Annotated in this window: 14 protein-coding genes and 1 pseudogene; 12 read left to right on the top strand and 3 right to left on the bottom strand. The window is 36.4% G+C overall.

Translation table 11 applies throughout. The annotated features are described in order from the left end of the window. Window positions 1–358: 358 nt before the first annotated feature. From H7A25_15190 to H7A25_15135, 12 genes are all read left to right on the top strand, one after another. Entirely contained in the window at window positions 359–2182 is a 1824-nt protein-coding gene (locus tag H7A25_15190; protein ID MCP5501244.1) for a SpoIIE family protein phosphatase, read from the top strand. Window positions 2183–2253: 71 nt separating this feature from the next. After that, the gene (gene amt / locus H7A25_15185) at window positions 2254–3678 is read left to right on the top strand and encodes an ammonium transporter (protein ID MCP5501243.1); all 1425 of its coding nucleotides are present in this window, start codon (window positions 2254–2256) and stop codon (window positions 3676–3678) included. 128 nt (window positions 3679–3806) lie between these two features. Then, window positions 3807–4433: a methyltransferase domain-containing protein gene (locus tag H7A25_15180; GenBank protein ID MCP5501242.1), complete on the top strand. Its 627-nt coding sequence runs from the start codon at window positions 3807–3809 to the stop codon at window positions 4431–4433. Between the two features lie 104 nt (window positions 4434–4537). Then, window positions 4538–6802: a response regulator gene (locus tag H7A25_15175; GenBank protein MCP5501241.1), complete on the top strand. Its 2265-nt coding sequence runs from the start codon at window positions 4538–4540 to the stop codon at window positions 6800–6802. A gap of 20 nt (window positions 6803–6822) precedes the next feature. Continuing rightward, window positions 6823–7323 carry a tetratricopeptide repeat protein gene (locus H7A25_15170; protein ID MCP5501240.1) on the top strand — a complete coding sequence of 167 codons (501 nt, stop codon included), beginning with the start codon at window positions 6823–6825 and terminating at the stop codon, window positions 7321–7323. Further along, complete coding sequence (locus tag H7A25_15165) at window positions 7324–8433, top strand: cation diffusion facilitator family transporter (protein MCP5501239.1); 1110 nt, start codon at window positions 7324–7326, stop codon at window positions 8431–8433. 167 nt (window positions 8434–8600) lie between these two features. Beyond that, complete coding sequence (locus tag H7A25_15160; protein ID MCP5501238.1) at window positions 8601–9158, top strand: hypothetical protein; 558 nt, start codon at window positions 8601–8603, stop codon at window positions 9156–9158. A 160-nt stretch (window positions 9159–9318) separates the two neighbouring features. Then, entirely contained in the window at window positions 9319–10299 is a 981-nt protein-coding gene (locus tag H7A25_15155; GenBank protein ID MCP5501237.1) for an ankyrin repeat domain-containing protein, read from the top strand. Between the two features lie 130 nt (window positions 10300–10429). Then, complete coding sequence (locus H7A25_15150; GenBank protein MCP5501236.1) at window positions 10430–13603, top strand: SpoIIE family protein phosphatase; 3174 nt, start codon at window positions 10430–10432, stop codon at window positions 13601–13603. A gap of 14 nt (window positions 13604–13617) precedes the next feature. Further along, window positions 13618–14994 (top strand): DUF2330 domain-containing protein, encoded by a 1377-nt coding sequence (locus H7A25_15145; protein ID MCP5501235.1) that lies wholly within the window; start codon window positions 13618–13620, stop codon window positions 14992–14994. 44 nt (window positions 14995–15038) lie between these two features. Next, window positions 15039–16025 carry an NAD-dependent epimerase/dehydratase family protein gene (locus H7A25_15140; GenBank protein MCP5501234.1) on the top strand — a complete coding sequence of 329 codons (987 nt, stop codon included), beginning with the start codon at window positions 15039–15041 and terminating at the stop codon, window positions 16023–16025. A gap of 11 nt (window positions 16026–16036) precedes the next feature. Next, a complete protein-coding gene (locus H7A25_15135) occupies window positions 16037–16369 on the top strand; it encodes a hypothetical protein (GenBank protein MCP5501233.1) in 333 nt (110 codons plus the stop codon). Between the two features lie 21 nt (window positions 16370–16390). Here the strand turns inward: H7A25_15135 and H7A25_15130 are convergent, their stop codons facing one another. From H7A25_15130 to H7A25_15120, 3 genes and pseudogenes are all read right to left on the bottom strand, one after another. Continuing rightward, a complete protein-coding gene (locus tag H7A25_15130; protein MCP5501232.1) occupies window positions 16391–16816 on the bottom strand; it encodes an SRPBCC domain-containing protein in 426 nt (141 codons plus the stop codon). Continuing rightward, window positions 16805–17230 (bottom strand): annotated as a pseudogene (locus H7A25_15125) (VOC family protein). Before H7A25_15125 ends, H7A25_15130 begins: the two are co-directional and overlap by 12 nt. A 58-nt stretch (window positions 17231–17288) precedes the next feature. Further along, entirely contained in the window at window positions 17289–20438 is a 3150-nt protein-coding gene (locus tag H7A25_15120; GenBank protein ID MCP5501231.1) for an efflux RND transporter permease subunit, read from the bottom strand. Window positions 20439–20479 lie beyond the last annotated feature (41 nt).

Genomic DNA, 20479 nt, shown 5'->3' with positions numbered 1-20479 from the left:
ACAGTATTGGTATGGAAGAGGCCCTACAACGTAGATATACAGTGTAAAGAATTGCTGTTTCAGGAAGTTCTGAAAAAAATGGAACGAAGAACGCAGCAGATAGGTTCATTATGCTCAATATTTAAGCAAAACCACTCCTCTGTTTTATTTTTAAGCACTCTTTTCTTAATGTACAGGGTATTTATAGGGAATTCATGCCCGAGTCCTACCTTAATCTTTTTTTTAACCAACTGGTACAAGTATTGCAGTAGTTGAAGTAAGATAAAAAGAAAAAAGAAAACGAACTCTTCCAACAGGATAAATAGATAAGGTTATGATTCGTTAAGGGGCCAAGGAAAATCGTAAGGGTTTAAAAAAGATGATAGAGCAAAAGTTTGGTACAAGAAAAGTCGTTAATTTCCGCGGTGCAAAGAAAGTCATTGGTGGACTTAGTGACAGAAACAAGATCGATGTTCTCCTTGAAATCAGCAAAGAATTTGCTCAGGCAGGAAGGGAAGAAGATCTATTCTCTATAGTTATCAATATTTGCAAAGATATCTTTGAGTGTGATAATACAACTCTAAGAATATTTGATGGAGAATTACTTGTCCCGGTTCGATTTATTAAAGAAACCATACCACCGAGACGTAATCTTTTACCGGGTGATGGTTATTCCGGTAAAACATTTACCGAAGGAAAAGCTGTATTAATTTCCGATTTAAGAAGATTCCCTGAATACCTGGATGATATGGAATCTACTATGTGTGTAATTTGTGTCCCGATTATTCATAAAGAAGAAAAACTCGGTGTTATATCAGTTGAAAGTGATACTGCCTTTTTTTATAGAGAGGATGATCTGGAAATATTGGAAGCATTAGGTTCTCAATTAGCCCTGGCTTTAACAGGTGTCAGGCTAATTGAGGGCCTTATGACTGCAAGAGCCCGTGAAGCAGCCATCTTAAGTCAATTGGAATGGGATTTGCGTATGGGTCGTAATGTTCAAAGCCAAATTATTCAGCATGAAATTCTTCCCTGGAATGGAATCCACTTTCATACTTACTATGAGCCTATGGTAGAAGTAAGTGGAGACTACTTTGCTGTAGTGCGAAAGGGAAATACTTTAACAGCTATCATGGTAGACGTTTCCGGACATGGCATTCCGGCTGCCCTGGTAACAATGGCGATTCATTATAAATTTCATCGTTGCGTAGAACAGGGGCTGGGTTTGTCAGAAATTATGGAAGAGATGGGAGAATCTCTGAAACCCCAGTTACCGGAATCAACTTACTTTACTGCGTTTTTATTGAGAATTTATAGTGATTATACTTTTTCTTATATCAATGGTGGACACCAACCGGCTGTTTGCATTCGTAAAGATAATAAACATGAATTCCTCGATTCCAAAGGAATGCCTCTGGGTATTTTGGATGCAAAGAGAGATGATTATGAAGAAAAATATGGAACTCTCTATCCAGGTGATATCATTTTACTCTTTACCGATGGTTTCGTAGAGCAGAAAAACTCTCAAAAAGAAGAATATGGTCAGGATCGTTTTCTTCAGATTTTAAGTTCTGCAAAGAAAATCGCTGAAGAAAATCGTGATTCCATAAATGAATTTATGATAAAAAGCCTCTTAGCTGATTGGTCTGATTTTAAAGAAAATGCAAAAAAAGGAGACGATCTGACTATTCTTTCTTTGCAAGCCAGTCCGAGGATTGAAGATGCAATGCCTCTGATTCGCATGGCCAAAGAAGCACATCGTGCAAGAAATGAAGCAGATTCTTACCATCTTGCCGTTCAGGCCTATAAACTGGATTGTTCATTAAAAGACAATTTGCTTTTCTTAGGAAAAATGTGCTATAATGCCGGAAGATTCATGGAGAGCAGCAAATACATAGAAGAGTATATAAAAACCAGCGGAGAGGATACTGCCCTGATCCATTATCTGTACGGAAAAACTCTTTTTCGTTCGGAAAGAATCTCGGAAACTAAAAGAGCCTTGAAGAAATCTTTGTCCTGTGATCCTTCTTTCGCAAAGGCCAGTTTGCTTTTAGCCAGATGTTATTTGATAGAAAACTCAATTCCCAAGGCAATAAAAACTTTGCAACAGGGGATAAAAAGTAGTCCCGGTAATGATCCTTTAAAAACAGTTTTAGAGCGCTTACAGGTTTTAAAAGAAAAGGAAGCAGTGCTTCAGAGTTAAAATAGTATATTAGAATATTTAATATATAGAATATTAAAAGGAATTTGTAATTCATAATTAGGAGAGAAAATATGTTGAAAAAGATATTCATAGTGGCACTACTGTTTAGTGTGTCTGGCCTTGCGTATGCCCAGGATACTACCAAAACTCCGACAGAAAACAAGACGGAGATTGTAGACACAAATGGGGCGCTTAAAAAGTTACAGGAAGATGTAAAGAGTCTCGAAAGTGCAAAAAGCCTGAGAGAAGAAACGGATTGGCTATGGACCTGTGTTGCAGCGTTTCTTGTGTTTTTCATGCAGGCCGGTTTTTCCCTTGTTGAAGCTGGATTCACGAGAGAGAAAAATACTGTGAATATCCTCATGAAAAACTTGACGGACTTTACCATAGGGTCGATATTTTTCTGGTTGATAGGATTTTCCATTATGTTCGGTCCTCAGATTATTAAAGGTCTCGGGCTGGGTAGTTTTTCTATAGCAGATAGTCTTATCAATGATGCTTCGGGGAAACCTCTTGCAGGAAAATATACCTTCTTCATCTTCCAGTTAGTATTCGCCGGAACCGCAGCAACTATTGTTTCCGGTGCGGTAGCGGAAAGGATGAAGTTCCCGGCTTATATAGTTTTCTCCCTGATTATTACTGCCCTTGTTTATCCTGTATTTGGAAGTTTTGCCTGGGCCGGTCTATTCGGTCTGAGTAAGGGTTTTCTGGAAAACATGGGTTTTATTGACTTTGCCGGTTCTACTGTCGTTCACTCTATAGGAGCCTGGGCGGGACTTGCCGGGGCAATCGTTCTCGGACCGAGGATTGGTAAATACCAACCGGGTGGAGTGGTTCAACCTATCCTGGGTCATAACATGACTCTTGCTACACTGGGTGTATTCATCCTCTGGCTGGGCTGGTTTGGTTTTAACCCCGGAAGTACAACTTCTGTGGCTGGAGGAAGTTTTGCCATCGTAGCTGTCACAACCAACGCAGCAGCCGCCGCCGGTCTTGCCGGAGCGATGATTGTATCCTGGTTTATGTTCAAAAAACCGGATATTAGTATGAGCTTAAACGGTGCTCTTGCCGGTCTCGTTGCGATTACTGCCGGTTGTTATAACGTAAGTATTACCGGAGCTTTAATGATAGGTTTTATTGCGGGTATGCTTGTAGTATTCAGTGTTATCTTCTTCGATAAACTGAAGATTGACGACCCGGTTGGTGCTATATCTGTTCACGGTATCTGTGGTGCCTGGGGAACCTTAGCAGTGGGCCTTTTTGCCAACAAAAACTTTGGTGGAGGACCGGATGGACTGTTTAATGGTGGAGGTTTTAAACTTCTTGGAACTCAGTTGGTAGGTATCATAGTAGCTTTTGGATGGTCTTTCCTTATGAGCCTTGTTGTCTTCTTTATCCTGAAAAAAACTATGGGTTTAAGAGTCAGCGAAGAAGAAGAAATTGCAGGTCTCGATGTTTTAGAACATGGAAACGAAGCCTACCCGGTGTCAAAATAAGTAAGAAAAAACCACAAGATAATAAGAGAGAATCAAATGAGAGAAAGCTGGAAGAAATATCTTCCAGCTTTTTTCTATTGACTTCCGGGAGTCTCCAGCAAAGCTTTAATTCACGATTGATAGAAGAGATAAATGGTTTGATGATAGAGGAACACTGGAACAAAATATTCAAAAACACAATTCATGAAAAACTCGGCTGGTACGAAGGCGATTATACACAAACCTTCCAATTTTTGGAATTAACAGAACCCTTAAAGGAAAAAACGGTTTTTATTCCGGGTGCTGGCACTACGGAGCTTGCCGATTTACTACAGGGAAAGGTCAAAAAGCTTATTCTCAATGACCTCAGTTCTGAAGCTCTATTGATAACAAAGCAACGTTTAAGAAATACGAAATCACTAATAGAATACCTTCAGGGGGATATTTCCGGGGAACTACTAATCGAAAAACAATCTATTGATGTATGGATAGACAGGGCTGTTCTTCATTTTTTAAATGCAGAAGATGCCATCAAAGGTTATTTTTCAAATGTAGTACGAAATTTAAAAGTTAATGGATACATTCTTCTGGCTGAGTTTTCTAAAGATGGTGCTCCGAAATGTGCCGGTCTGGATCTGCATCGATACTCATTAGAAGAACTACAAATGCGATTAGGTGATAATTTTAAATTAATCAAACAGGATAATTTTACCTATATAAATCCATCCGGAGGGGAACGTCCCTATATTTACGCTCTGTTTCAGCGAATACAATAAGTTTTTTTATTAATAAAACTCAATAAGACTCCAATTAAGGGTATATAATTTTTTTACTCTTGATAAACTATGTTAAATCACAGATTCTTTATTGGGGTCTCTTTATGGATGCTCGGAACTATTTTCTTAAAAAGAAAAATCACAGATTAAAATTAACCCTTGTTGTAATTTTATTCTGGACTGTTGCTGTAATTTTTTCTGCTTTATGGAATATATTTCAAACTAAAAGGCATATTATTACCTTAGCCGACACCGAAGCAAAAGCAAATTTACAGAAAGATATAGCTTTTCGGAAATGGGCAACCGAACACGGAGGGGTTTATGTGCCTGTCACCGAAAAAGTGAGACCCAATCCTTATCTAAACCATATCCCGGAAAGAGATATTCTCACCCCGAGTGGTAAAATGCTTACCCTGCATAATCCCGCCACCATGATTAGAGAATTGAATCGAACCCAGGAAGAACTTTTCGGAGCGCTTTCTCGAATCACGGCTTTGCAAGTTTTAAACCCAATCAACATGCCTGACGAATGGGAGAAAAAAGCACTACTCATCATTCAAAAAAATAAAGAAGATTATACTGAAATTACAGAGATAGAGGGAAAACCCTACCTTCGAAAGATGCAACCAATGATAATGGAAGAAGGGTGCTTAAAGTGTCATGCCTGGACAAAAATCCCTGTGGGGGGAATTCGAGGTGGAACCGATTTTTCAGTAGCTTTGGAACCTTATTTTAAGATTTATCATCAATCCAGACTGGAACTTTTCTTATCCCATCTTAGTATATGGATATTAGGAATAGGTATTATTTATATTTTTGGCAAACGTCAGGTAGTAATAGAAACCGAGCTTTTAAAAACGGAAGAAGAAGTTCAAAAACTTTTAACCGCAATAGAGCAAAGTCCAACGACTATAGTGATTACGGATACAGATGGAAACATACAATACGCAAATCCACACTTTTCTCTTTTAACCGGCTATTCTGCAAAAGAAGTCAAAGGCTTAAATCCACGAATCTTAAATTCCGGCTTCACTCCTCGTTCTGTTTATAAAGACTTATGGAACTCTTTAAGTAATGGTAGAACATGGTCGGGAGAATTTATCAATCGCAAAAAAAATGGAGAGATATTTTATGAACAAGCGTATATTGCTCCTGTACGAGATTTTAATGGAACAATTATTAACTATGTTGCAGTTAAATTAGATATTTCAGAAAGAAGAAATTTGGAATTAAACTTAATTCAATCCAGAGAAGAAGCCATTCATGCGAATCAGGTAAAATCGAACTTTTTAGCCATGATCACTCATGAAATTAGAACACCCATACATGCGATGATGGGGTTTACGGATGTGCTTTTCGCCAATCATCCAAAGCCTGAACAATTGATTCCATTACAAAATATGCGGGAGAGCGGGAAACATTTATTAGATATTATTGATAGTATTTTAAGCATAGCAGATTTAGAAAATCAGAAACTATCCCTGAATGAAAGCGAGTTTTCTATTTCTGAACTATTAGATGAGTTAAAATCAGAATATCATTCTCGAATTATAGCAAAAGGACTTGAGTTTAAATATTCTATTCAAACAAATACAGGAGAATGGGTTGTATCAGATAGAGTAAAAATTCAAAAAATATTAAAGAACTTGATAAGCAATGCAATCAAGTTTACTGAGAGCGGAAAAATAATTCTGGAAGTTCAATCCACAGAATTATTAGAGAATCAAGCAAATTGGACATTAAGTGTTATAGATTCAGGAAAAGGAATCCCACAGAATCATGTGGATTCTATCTTTGATTTGTTTACACAGGAAGACAGCTCCATCAGTCGTAAATATGGTGGACTCGGACTCGGTTTAGTTATTTGCAAAAAATATGCAGACTTATTAGGTGGGGACATTCTTGTTGAAAGTAAAGAGAAGCAGGGTTCTAAATTTAGTCTCAACTTTTCTTGTAAAACATTTAATAAAGATTTAAACTCAATATCTACAAATCCTTTAGCCTGGGAGAAAATTAAAACTTTAATTGTCGAAGACGATATTTTAAACACCTTGATTCTTGAAAATTTTCTTCAAGAAATCGGCTTTGAACGAATAGATACAGCTGAAGATGGAGCTATAGGCTGGGAAAAAATTCAAACTGAAGACTACGATTTAGTCATTACAGATTTACACATGCCAAATTTAGATGGCTATCAATTAGCTAAGAAGATTTTTCAGAGAGATTCAAAATGTCCCAAAGTAATTGCTGCCAGTGCAGATGCTTACGAAGAAACTCGAAAAAAATGTTTTGACATGGGTATGTTAGCTTTCATCCCCAAACCATTTTCCTTGAAGCAGATAAAAAATGTTATAGAGAAAGTTTTATAAGGATTTATCAAAATTTTAAAATGAAATCTCTTTTAGCTGATCTGTATTTCTTTTTACGACAAATTCCCCGTATTCTTTTTATTTTATTTATTTCCTACTTCATACATAAATACACTATCTTTGACCGACTCAGTATAGATGTTCTTCTGGCGATTTTTATTATGGTAGTATATCGTATAATACTAAAATATACATTTTTATTTCAGTATACAAAAGGGCTTCAGGTATCCTCAGAGGAACAATTCATGGCTGCCATTGAACATTTTTACAAAAGCTACCTTTTTTTCCGCAAATATCACTTTCTGGATCGCTTTCGTGCCGTGTTCCTTTTAAATGTCAGTTCTTATAGCTATGCAGAGATGAGTCTTTGTAATCTCGGATATTGTTACGCAAAGTTAAATCAATATCAGGAGGCTGACAATCACTACAAGACCTGTCTTGAAATCAATCCTAATAATAAATTGGCTTCGACCGGTTTAAGCCTTTTGCACTTAGAAAAGAAATTTAAAACCAAACCTTGAATGATTCAGAAGGAAGCTCAGGGCAATTTAGACAGTTCCGATGATTTATATTTCTTGACTTTGCTTCCCTTTTATCATTTATCTTCTTTTATGTCAGTTTCCGGAGATTCAAGTAAACCCATTATTGTAGCTATTGTTGCTAATTTTGTTATTGCCATTGCCAAAACGGTAGGTTTTTTTTTCAGCGGCTCTTCTGCTCTTCTTTCTGAGTCCATTCACTCCTTTGCCGATGTTATGAACCAGGCTCTTCTGTATATCGGGATTCGCAGGGGAGGAAAAGAAGAAACATCCGTGTTTCATTATGGATACTCCCAGGAGCGTTTTTTTTGGAACCTCGTTTCAGCGATGGGAATTTTTGTTCTGGGTTGCGGAGTTACCGTTTACCATGGCTTTCACGATTTATTTAGTGATAGGCAATATAAAGAAGAAGGCAATGTTCAGCTTATTATTGAAATTATCCTCTTTATTTCTCTTTTAGTGGAATCCTATTCTTTTTCTGTCGCCATTAAGGAAATAAAGTCACAGGCTGTAGAGAGGAAAAAAAAGTTCTTTGCTTATCTTAAAGAATCTCTCGATCCTTCGGTAAGTGCTGTTTTTTGGGAAGATATGGCGGCTATTACCGGAATTTTCCTGGCTCTTATTGGGATTATTATGACTTCTCTTACAGGGGATAAAACCTTTGATGCTGTGGCCAGTATCATAATCGGCCTTTTAATGGGACTTATTGCTTTTCACCTTGCTGTAGAGAATAAGAAATTTCTTATTGATAAAGCCATTCCCGAATATGAAATGGAAAAAATTTATAATATTTTGAAAGAAGAAAAACTCATTAAAAGCCTGAAAGACGTCAAAACTTTAGTATTTGGGCCGGATCGTTTGAAGTTTTCGGCTCATTTAGAGCTGAATATGGAAGAACTTTCAAATAGGGTGAGAGAAAAGTGCAAGAATGAAAAACCTGAGCTTTACCATTCGCTTATCGAAGCAAATACAACAGAATTAAACGAGTATAATCAACTTTTTAACAGGGTCATACAGGAGGAATATAAACGGATAGAAGACAGGCTACGTTCAGGCTTTCCGAGTTTAAAACATATAGAGCTAAACAGGTAAAGATCCATATATCAAAAGATATATAGAGAATTCACAAAAAAGGAATCGGGCTTGCAATTCTCGCAGTGAGTAGATAGAATAGGGTTTAAGAGAAAATTAAATAGCCTGAGGTTCTGAAAAATACATTTGAAAATGCCGATAGTACTATATAATAAAAGAGGTTTCTAATGAACTATTCAAAAATTGTAGCTATTTTGATCTTCGCCCTTCTTTTCTCTCCTTCCCTTTTTTCGAAGGGAGAGAGTCGGTTTCGTCTACACGAAAAGGGTACCATACGTGGAACTGAAATTAACCCTGTTACGAAAGGGGTAGAGGATTTGGTCCATCGCCTGAATATTGCCTGGGCCGGCATCATGAGCAAGAAACAAAATATTGATAACTTTTCAGGTCTCATGACTGACATAGATGATTTGACCCGTTACAGGGAATTGGAACAGGCTTTTAAGCTAGATGAAATTACCTATAAAACCTTACTTAAAGATCTTTCAGTAAAACTGAAAAATACATTTAGTAAAGTCGATGATAAAGATATATTTGAAAGACTCAAGCATCTTAAGAAATATGAAACAAAAGATAACTTTATTTTCATGAGCAAAATTTCTGAATGGCAGAAAGATTATGAAGAAAGAGAAGTTAAGAAAAAAGAAATTGTTTCAGAACCGAATGAAAAAATTAAAGACGATAGCAATCCAAATACCAAAGGTTCCGGTCCGGGACCGGACTAATAAACCGGGCCCTTCGGGGCCTTTTTTTGTATATTTTAAATATGTAATATTCTATTTTATTCTTATTTTTAGTTCCTGCTCTACTCTTACCGGACTTTCAAATACAAACAATCCGGTTTACTGTGGGACCCGTTCCGTTGTTAAATCCAAACCAAATACAATGACTTATAAAGCTTTTCTATATCTGGATTTACCTTTTAGTTTTATACTGGATACTTTCTTCCTGCCTGTAACGATTCCCTGGTATTATCTAAATAGGGACCCTAATCAGTATTTCTTTGATGCAATTGAAGAGGGAAACTTTAGATTGGTAAAAAAAAGCCTGGAGAAAGGTCTCAGTCCGGAAGTTCGTAATGAAAAAAATTGGCCTTCCCTATTACTGGCTGCAAAACATGGTAATATTCCTATAACAAACTTGTTACTTCAAGAAGGAGCAGCAATAAATACCCGATCTATGTTTGGGGAAACTGCAATTCGCATTGCAGTAGAATACGGAAAGTATGAAATTATAAAATTTTTAATTCAACATAAAGCAAATGTAAATATTCAGGATAATTCTTATACATCTCCTTTGTATAGAGCGGTCGAACTTCAGAATGAAAAAATTGCACTTTTTCTTTTGCAAAATGGAGCAAATTATAAAGGAAGGCAGGGATATCATGGTTCTATTTTAATGATAGCTTCTATGAATGGGTTAAATACTGTAATTGAACATGTTTTGAAACAAGGAGAGGACATTAATTCAAGAAATATCTATAAAGATACTCCTCTATTACTTGCCAGTATCGGAAATGCTAACATGAAAACCCTGGAATTATTATTAAAGAAAGGTGCCCTTCCTGATGAGCGGGGACAATATGGTGGTTCTGCACTGATGACTCTTTCAAGGAGAGGTTTGGAAAGGCAGGTAAAGCTTCTTTTAGCTTATAAAGCAGATCCGAATATACAGGATTATCAGGGAAATACTGCATTAATGCAGGCTGCTAAAAACGGCCATATCGAGGTGACTCGTATCTTACTTCAGCATAAGGCAAATGTGAAATTGCAAAACCAGGACGGAAAGACTGCAATGGATTACGCCACCGAGAACCAGCAGTTGGAAATTATGAACCTTTTGAAAGAAATTTCATTTGAAATATAAGGAAATAATTTGAAAACCGACAGTTCCGGATGGTTCAGTAATGGCTTCCCCTTAGCTTTCGTAGATAAATTTATTTTAAGAAGCTGTAAAAAATAATGGAAAAAAAAAGCCCGCGCTGCTTATATTAAGTATGCCTATGGGAAAAATTATAGCTCGAATCCAGCACTTCTTTGTGCATAGGCCATGGCTTATTTTTAGCTGTATAATACTTTTATTTTCTTGCAACTCTTATCCTCCTCTTGCACAGGAATTGAATTCTCAGCTTGAATTAAAAGTAGAATATGTCTTACTGAAAAAGGAGGACAAACAACTAAGTATACCGAATTCCGGCTGGAAAATATTAGAAAAAGATAAAGCTTCTTTTGGCTTCACAGATAAAAAACTCTGGTTACGCTATACCTTAAAAAATAAAAGTGAAAAAGATAATGTATTCATTCTTCATCTGGCTTATCCTCCTCTTGATTTAATTAGATTTATGCTATATTCAAATTCTCTATTGGAGCAGGAGCGCACAACAGGGCGAAGTTTTCCGTTCTCTTCGAGGGAAATTTATCATAAAGAATATCTGTTTCGTATTCCCTTAAAAGCTGGAGAGGAAAAATTTGCCTATTTAAATATCATAACAGAAAGTGTGCTGGTGTTTCCTTATTATATTTATCCTGAAAAAAAACTTTCAGAAGCAATCTTTCGACATGAAATGTTTTCCAGCTTTTTCTTCGGAATGCTGTTTATTATGGTTTTCTATAATCTTTTTTTGTATATTTACATTCGTGAGACAGGGCTTTTGTACTATGTAGTTTATCTAATTTTCTTTATAATATATTTACTTATCTGGAGTGGAATGGCCTACCAGTATGTATGGCCGAATTCTCCGGATGTAAATAAATTTTCACTTTTAGTTTTTAGGCTATTGGTGATGATATTTGCAGCTTTTTTTGCCAGTAACTTTTTGCGAATCAAGCTTTATTCTTCTTTGTTTTATAACATTTCTTATTTGCTTATATTTTCCTGCCTCTGCCTTATACCTGTTACTTTTCTTTTACCTTACAATGTAGACTTATTATTGATAGATATCCTTACCCTCCTTCTTGCTATTTATATTATATCTATCAGTATCCTGGCCTTACGAAAACGGTTTTATCCGACTTACTATTTTATTCTCGCCTGGTTCTCTCTTATAATTTTTGTTAGTCTGGTTTTATTTAGAAACTTTGGGTTTATCTCTTATTCCTTTGACTCTTTAGTTTTGGTTCAGGCTGGTGCGGCTATAGAAGTATTATTTTTATCTTTCGGTATCGGATATAAGATAAATCAGGATAAAGAGAAAGATAGAAAAATAATCGAGGAATCCGAAAATCGTCTTTCTTCACTTATTAACAATACAAGAGATCATATATATTCTATTAATACTTCTTTTTTAATTACAGCCTTTAATAAGGGATTTGCTGAAGATATACAGGAAAGGTTGAATCTTAGTATTCAACTAGGAGATGATGTTCGTGAATATCTTCATAAACCGGTTAAGGAACAGCTAATGTTAAACCTTGAAAAGGCCATGCAAGGAAATCCTCATAAAGATAATTATAAAATAGTGAAAGCCCAGGAGTTTAACGAATATGAAATTTCTTATTACCCGATACTTGAGCAGGATGGAAAGGTAGCAGGGGTATCTGTATTCAATCGAAATATATCAGATAGAAGACATGCCAGGGAATTGATAGTTATGCTGTCACGTTTTCCTGAAGAAGATCCGGATCCTGTACTTCGTTTAAGTTCTAATGCAGATATCCTTTATACAAATCAACCGGGTCTTGAAATTATGAAGGAGATTAATTCCAATGATGAGCATGAGATAATCATTAGAACCCGGCAGATTGTTAACTCAGATAAGGTTGAAGTGTTTGATATAAAAATCGGTGAAAAATGTTATAGTATAACTCTTCGTGCTGTAAAAGATACGGATTATGTAAATGTTTATGGAAAAGATATTACAGATAAAATTCAGGCAAAAGAAGAACTGGTAAATTTAAATAATTCCTTAGAAGATAGGGTAAAGCAGAGGACCCTTGAATTAGAAAAAGAAATACAGGAAAGAAGAAAGGCTGAAGAATTACTTCGAGAAAGCGAGATGAAATACCGAGAACTTGTAGAAAGTGCAAACAGTATTATTATCCGTTGGAATTATAGGGGAGAAATCATTTTTTATAATGATTTTGCAGAAAAGAAGTTTGGTTATAGACCAGAAGAAATACTCGGTAGAAATATTTTAGAAACGATTGTTCCGGAAGAAGAAGAGGGTGGAAGAAATCTAAGAAGTGTAATGTTTGATATAATTGAAAACCCGGATAAATATATCTGGCATATAAATGAAAATGTAAAAAAGAATGGTAAGAAAATGTGGGTAGCCTGGGCTAATCGTGCTATCTATGATAAATATGGAAAGGTTCGTGAGATCCTTTCTATAGGGAATGATATTAGCAGACAAAAGTATGCTGAGGAGCAATTAAAACTGTCAAAAAAAGAAGCCGAAGACAAAGCCAAAAAACTTTCAAAGATGTACTCGAGGATCCAATCGGAATTGGAATTAGCGAGGAAGATACAAACAAAGATTCTTCCATCTGTAGATACATTTCATTCAGATAAATTAGAATATTATTATGAATATCAACCTCTGGAGGAAGTTGGGGGTGACTTTTTTGATATAGATGAAATTGCTGATGGTATTTTTCGGGTGATGATTACTGATGCAACAGGACATGGAATACAGGCGGGACTTATCACTATGGCCATAAAGAGTGAATATGAAGAACTAAAATGGAAAGTGGCGGATCCGGCTACTGTATTGGAAGAGTTGGGTTATCGTTTTACATATAAATTTTCAGCATTGAATATTATTTTACCCTGCATAGTTATTGATATCAATTCAATACAGGATACCATCACCTATGCCTCTGCCGGTTATCCAAGACAAATTCTTCTTCAAAATGGAAACCCTCTATGGTTGGAACGTACAGAACCGATTATCGGGCTCAATCGTAATCGAATGCTTGTAAAGAAAAAAGAGAGTCGAACCTATAAATATAGACCCGGAGATATACTCTTTCTTTTTTCAGATGGTCTAACAGAAACACGGAATCCTGAAAAAAAGATTTTTGGAGATGAGAGACTATTAGATATGATTCATCATTTAAAGGAAAATTCTATAAAAGATTCTATCAATTATATTTTTTCCGGGATAGAGGAATTTCGCAAAGAAGAACCTCTTAGGGACGATATAACGATTCTTGGAATTCATAGATTATAAGTTTGGAGTTGGAAATGAAAGCTTTTACCTTTTTTGTTTTATTTATTATTTTGGGTCTGAGTATTCAGGATTCAATATATTCGATGTGTACCATGTTTATTCGCCCTATTCAGATTCCTAAAGTTACCTATCTTGCACCGGGTTTAAGTAAAGGAGATAAGGGTCTTTACAATGAAGTAACAAGGGTTGTTTTGGCTCGAGATGGAAAACGAAGTGTTATGGGAATCAGTAGTGACTACAGGGGGAATTTTAAAGAATTTTCTATGCTGGTTCCGGTACCCAGCCTGATTAAGAAAAACCAGATACATGTTGGAGAAAACCAGTTTTTTGATAGGTTACATGGTTTTACCTCTCCGTTATTTGAAGTTAAACAGGATCTATCTCCCTGTTTAAGAATGCAACCATCCTTACGAAAAGCAAATGGACATGCGGAGTCTGTTGCTCCTTTCGGAGCGGACCTGAAGCCAATAAAGAACAATTATTCGGTTAAAGTCGAAGCCTCCTATTCTATAGGAGAGTATGATATACAGATTTTATCTTCTCAGGACTCAAAAGCACTTGTAAGCTGGTTAAAGCATAATGGGTACTACGTCCCGAAGCTAATGGAGAACACCCTGGAACCCTATATAAAACAAAATATGAAATTCTTCGTAGCGAAAGTGAACCTGCAAAACCAGCTTTCTTCCGGTTTAAACTATCTCAGACCTCTGCTATTTGCTTATGAATCCGAGAAATTTATCTTGCCGATACGGCCGGGGATGGTAAACGCGAAAGGAGAGCAGGAACTATATGCTTATATTTTAAATCCTACAGGGAGAGTTGAAACATCGAATTATAGGAATGTAGAGATACCCACAGGTAAAGATTTACCGGAACATATTGCTTCTGAGTTAGATACTTTCTATAGGGAGATGTTTCTGCATCTCGTAAAAAAAGAGGATAAAAAGGTGGTCTTTACGGAATTTGCAGGAAAAGCAAATGTATGCTCCAGAACTTTTTGTCCCCAATTACCCCTAAAGAAGGAAGAGCTTTTGAACTTAGGAGCTTTCTGGTTAAGCGATGTTCCTGATTTTGGAATTCAACCGGAGGTTTATGTAACCAGACTGCACATTCGATATAATTCCCAAACTTTTCCTGAAGATATTTCTTTTATAGAAACTAATGATAAAAAAGAATTTTCTATTCGGTATAAGATTCGGAAGGCCTGGAAGGGTTCAGAAAATAGCTGTTCAGTTGCCGGGGCTTATTTTAAAAACTTGAAAATCCATCAGGAGAAAAGCTTGAAAAACCTTATAATTTTAACCGGAAGAAACGAAAATGAAGAAAGAAAGAAAATGGGGCTAAATTATAGGTCAAACAAAACAGATTGGTGGAAGACGATTTGGAATTAGACTGCACGGCGAATGCAGTTTAATCTTATGAAGGATAGGAAATTATGAAAGTATTTTTAACCGGTGGTAGTGGTTTTATTGGTTCTTTTGTTTTGAAATACCTCTTAGAAGAGTCTCATCAGGTATTTGCTCTCAGTCGAAGCGGGAAACTTCATCCTTCTACAGACCTCAAATCTCCTTTTTTAGAAGTTATAAAGGGAGATTTGCTTCAAAAAGAAAGCTATGAAAACGCTCTGTCCTCCTGTGATGCAGTGATTCATATCGCAGGAAAAATCAGTACGGCAATGAAAGATGCAGAAATGCTTGAAAACGCCAATGTGGTTTCGACTAAGAATCTCTGGCAGTCCTGCGAGCAATATAAGATAAAAAAAATCGTGTATCTGGCTTCAATTTTTGCGCATGGTTGGGCGGAGAATCAAGTTCCGATAGAGGAAAATGCAATTTACGATGACAGGATCTACGAACTACCAATGCCGTATTTTAAGGCCAAAAGAAGAGCAGAATTATTGAGTTGGGAATATGTTGGAAAACATCAGCTCCCCATAATCTTTGCATATCCCGGTTACTGCATAGGTCCTGAGGATTATTATTTATCTTCGATGCGGGTTGTAAAACAGTTTTTGAAGAACGAGATTCCTGCCTACGTTAATGGGGGGATGAGTTTTATTGATGTAAGAGATGCGGCCAGGGGACTTGTTGCCTGTCTCAATAAAGGTGTGGTTGGAGAGAAATATCTTTTGTCGAATTTTAATCTTTCCTGGAAAGAGTTTTTTGAGCTACTTTCGGAAGTGACGAGAAAGCCGGCTCCCCTGTTTATCCTGCCTCCGGGGCTGGCCTCGTTTACAGCGAAGCTTTTAGAATCTATTTGGGAAGATAGTCCTATAAGCGAAGGCGACATTGCCCTTCTTTCTCATCACTGGTATTACGATTCTTCTAAAGCAAGAAGGGAACTGGGACTACAAAAGCGTCCTTTAGAAGAAAGCCTAAGAGAAGGGATCGATTGGATGAAAGCTAATAGACTTTTAGATTGAGGATTAAATTTATGGAAAAAGATTCCTTTTCTATATTGCAACAGAATTTGGCTGAATGGTTAGATGAGAACAGGTTCAGCTTTAAAGAGTATATTTCAAAGAGTAAGAAAGGCAATAATTTTCTGCTCTTTGATTCGAATTATAACTTCTCTGTGCAATTTATCTATGATAAAAAGCCAAAAAATAAAACTTTGCTTTATGAGTTTCCTGCAATGGACTTGATTCGTTATACTTATAATGTTAATGCCTCAGAAAGTTTTGAAGTAGATGGATATATCTGGCAGGAAGTATGTGTTCATATAGAAGAAAAAATCCTCGAAGCTTTCGAGGATTTCTGTTCTTAGAGCTTATCTGAAAAATTTTACTCAGAGTTCAGCATATTTTTTAAATGTATTGAGAATCGATTGCCAGCCATTTTTCTGCATTTCTACCGGATTCTGGGATTCTGCTTCAAAGATTTCGATTATCTTGGTTTCCTTGCCTGATTCTATAAAAATAACTTCCACATTTCTACCGTCATCTATTGCAAAAGAGATAAAAGACTGAGGGATTACTTTGAGATAGACTCCGGAAAAATCAAAACCCGCGCTTCCATCCCTGGCTTCCATACGAGAAACAAATTTTCCTCCATTTCGTAGATCCACGCTTGCGGATGGAGTGTGCCAATCCTCTGAAGCCTGATTCCATTTACAGATGTGTTCGGGTTTTGTCCAATATTCCCAGACTTTTTTTACTTCGCATTGAACCGTAACTTCTATCATAACTTTAGGAACAGCTCTGCAATTAAACATCCAATGTACGCCAAATTTATCTATGCAGCTTCCGTAGTAGGCTCCCCAGAACATGTCCTGGAGTTCCATGCTTATTTTACCACCCTGAGATAATTTATCGAAGAGTTCTCTGGTTTCTTCTTTTGTATCAGGTTCAAGACTGATATGGACATTATTTCCTTTTTCTATTTGAAAGCCCATTGATTTTGGTGCATCGGTTCCCATTAATAAATACCCTCCCAGTATGGGTAAGGAAACATGCATAATAAGATCCTTATCTTCTTCCGGCAGTTGCGGACTATCTTCTGTCGGGGGGATGTCTTTGAAACGAGCAAATCCTCCTCCTATGAAGTTACTATTAAATACAGTTTTGTAGAAGTTAAAGGCTTCTTCCGTGTTACGCTCGAAATTTAAATAAACACTGACCTTAGCCATATTATATCCTTTTATAAAAATAGATTTGTATATTCTATTATACTAATTAATTATTCGCCTATCTGTTTTTTAATTTCAAATAGATATTTTTTAACATAATGTATCCATCCATATTTGCCATATAAAAGCAGGGGATTAATACTAAAGAAATCTGGGTGGAAAGTAAGAGACCCCAGGCGATTGCTATAACCATGGGTTCGATGAAAGGATCGGAACCACCAATACCATAAGCTGTGGGTAAGAGACCGGTTACAGTTGTTGTCATTGTAATGACTATGGGTCTTAGTCTACGTATCGAGCCGGTAACAATGTCGGGAATTAACTCTTCAGAGCGAGGGAGCTTGTCACCTCTCGATTTATCTACTACCAATTTATTAATAAACTCTACCATCATGAGAGAATTGTTAACAACGATACCGCTTAAACCAACTACCCCGATAAGTCCCATAAAAGAGAAGGGTCTACCATGAAAGTAAAAAGCCCAGATAACACCAATAATCCCAAAAGGAATTGCGAATAAAACAATCATCGGTTGTGTTAAAGAATCGAATAATAAGATTAATACCATGTATATGGCTGTGATTCCTCCTAAGAAAGCAAGTAGTAGAGAACCTACCGATTCCTCCGTTTTCTCTGCTTCACCACCATAGGAAAAGCTAATATTAGGATATTGTCTTAAGTCTTTGGAATACTTACGAATAATAGTATCAATTACTTTTTTAGGTTGAACCGTGATTTTTGCCTGGGCTGAAATAGTAGTAGTCACATCTCCATCGGTATGGTGAATCGCAGTTTCCGCGCGAATTTTGGAAAGGTTGGCGAAAGCTTTTAAGGGAATTAAGCGACCCTGCATGTTACGAATATCAAGGTTTAATACGTTATGAATGTCTTTTCGATTCTCTTCCGGAAATCGAACATTAATGTTGATTTCTTCATTATTTTTAACAATCGAAGTTGCGTTGATTCCATCAAAAGCAATTCGTAGAGTACTGGCTACATCTTGCACGGTTAATCCGGTTTGGGCGAGGGTTTCATAGTCTATGTTTAACTTATATTCTTCTCGACCTAATTTTGAATTTGTGCTCACATCATAAACTCCTTCTGTGTTTTCCAGATCTTTTACGATTTTATCAACAAAGAGTTTTCTTTCTTCATCGTTATCTGCGTGGACATGAATTTCAATGGGTTTTCCGGCAGGCGGACCTAATTTCCTCATTTCAAAACGAATGGATTTAGCACCTTTTATGTGAGCTTTTATATTGTTGCGAATTTCATCCATGATTTCTGTGGCAGTTCGTTTTCTTTGTGAAACCGGAACAAGTCTGATTTGTAGATAAGCAAGGTGTTCTTCTCCTCCTACCGGAGTAGAAAGATCATTGGCATCAGCTGTTCCGATTCTTGCTGTGTAATAACTTAATTCACCTTGCGGAATCTTTTGAATATAAGTTTCTATTTGGGAAATGACTTCTTCTGTTGCATTAAATGTGGCATCATCTTCAAGTTCTACGAAAATAAAAAAAGTAGAAGCACCATCCGGGGGAAAGAGGTTTAGGATAACCTTATTCTTAGCCCAATATAAGGAAAAAACCAGCAGAAAAATTGCTGTAAAAATAGCTATATATCGATGTTTTAATATAATGGGTAAAGTTTTTTTATAAGGAGCAGCGATGGCATCAAAAAATTTATCCTGCCAGGTAACATGTTTTTCTTCCTCACGGAGTTTTTCTTTATTTATTTCTTTTAGAGTATGACTCAGGTGATTTGGCAGGATAAAATAAGAATTGATTAAGGAACCTATAAGCGAAGCAATTACCACAACCGGAATTGGAACAATAAATTTTCCCATGATTCCCGACATGGCAAACATGGGGGCAAAAGATAACACGGTAGTTAATACCGATGCAAATACAGGCATTATCACTTCCAGGGTTCCATCAAGTATAGCCTGGAATTTGGGTTTCCCTTTTTTTAATTCATGTATGGCATTTTCTGAAATAACAATAGATTGGTCTACTATCATTCCGAGGGCAATTATCATAGCGGCAAGAGAAATAGAGTTAATTTCTACTTTTGCAAGTGGCATGATAATAAATGTAATTGCAAAGGATGCCGGGATGCTAATGGCAATGAGAAAAGAGGAAGTGAAATCTAAAAAGATAATTAGAATAGCAATCACCAGGAAAAAACCAATAATTGCGTTTGATATCACTACATCAATTCGATTACGAACCACGTAAGAAGAGTCATTGACCAGGGATAATTTAATGTTTGAGGGAAGAGTTTTTTCTTTCTCTTTTGTGTATTCATTAATTTTATCAACCAGTCGAATAATATCAGCATTGGAGGATTTTTTAATTACAAGAGAGATGCCTCTTTTTCCATCAAAGATGGTTCGCATTTTTTCGTCAGTAAAGCCTTCTTCTACTTTACCAATGTCTTTTACCCGAACTTTTCCCCCGGCTATTTCAGAACGAACGATTACATTTTTTACATCTTCGGTTGAATCGAATTGAGATAGGGTCAAAATGTTTCTCTGGGTTCTATAAGATTCGAGATTCCCACCGGTAGCCCTTACATTTCTTCTGTCAATGGCGTATAGCACATCATTTAAAGCGACGTAGAATTCTTTTAATTTTTCGGGAAACAGTTTGACTTTATATTGCATATCCCGGTAAGCATACTTGTCAATTTTTGCAACTCCCCTGATTCGCTTAATATCTTTCTCGATAATTTTCGCTATGTTCCTTAATTCTGAATAGCTTGCATCTCCTGAAATTCCAAGCACAATGATAGGAATTTCAGAGGCTTTTAAATCTCTGACTTCCGGTTTCTCGGTTACTTCTGTTGGAAGATCTGTTACGCGTCCTACAGCTCTACGTATTTCATCTCTTACTTCATTTTGATTTGGATAGTTTATATCAATTTCTACAATGACGGAAGAAACATTTTCAGCAGAAACCGACTTAAATCTGTCGATTCCGGGAATTCCTTTAAGCTCATTTTCAATTAAGCGGGTAACGTTTTGTTCAACATCTTTTGGAGAGGCACCGGGATACTTGGTGAGAATTACCATGGTGGCCATGTCTGCCTGGGGAAATTGATCTCGATTCATCTTTTGAATAATCGAATAGGCTAATAAGAAAAAAGAGCAGAGTAATATATTTACAAGAAGTGCACGCTTTTGAAAGAAAATAATTAAAGTTCTCATAAACAAAAATTCTTCCCTTGAAAGAAAAAGACAAGAAAAAT

The organism is Leptospiraceae bacterium (assembly GCA_024233835.1).
Taxonomy (GTDB): domain Bacteria; phylum Spirochaetota; class Leptospiria; order Leptospirales; family Leptospiraceae; genus JACKPC01.
Note: the sequence above shows the minus strand (reverse complement) of the source record. Positions and strands in the feature narration are given on the sequence as shown.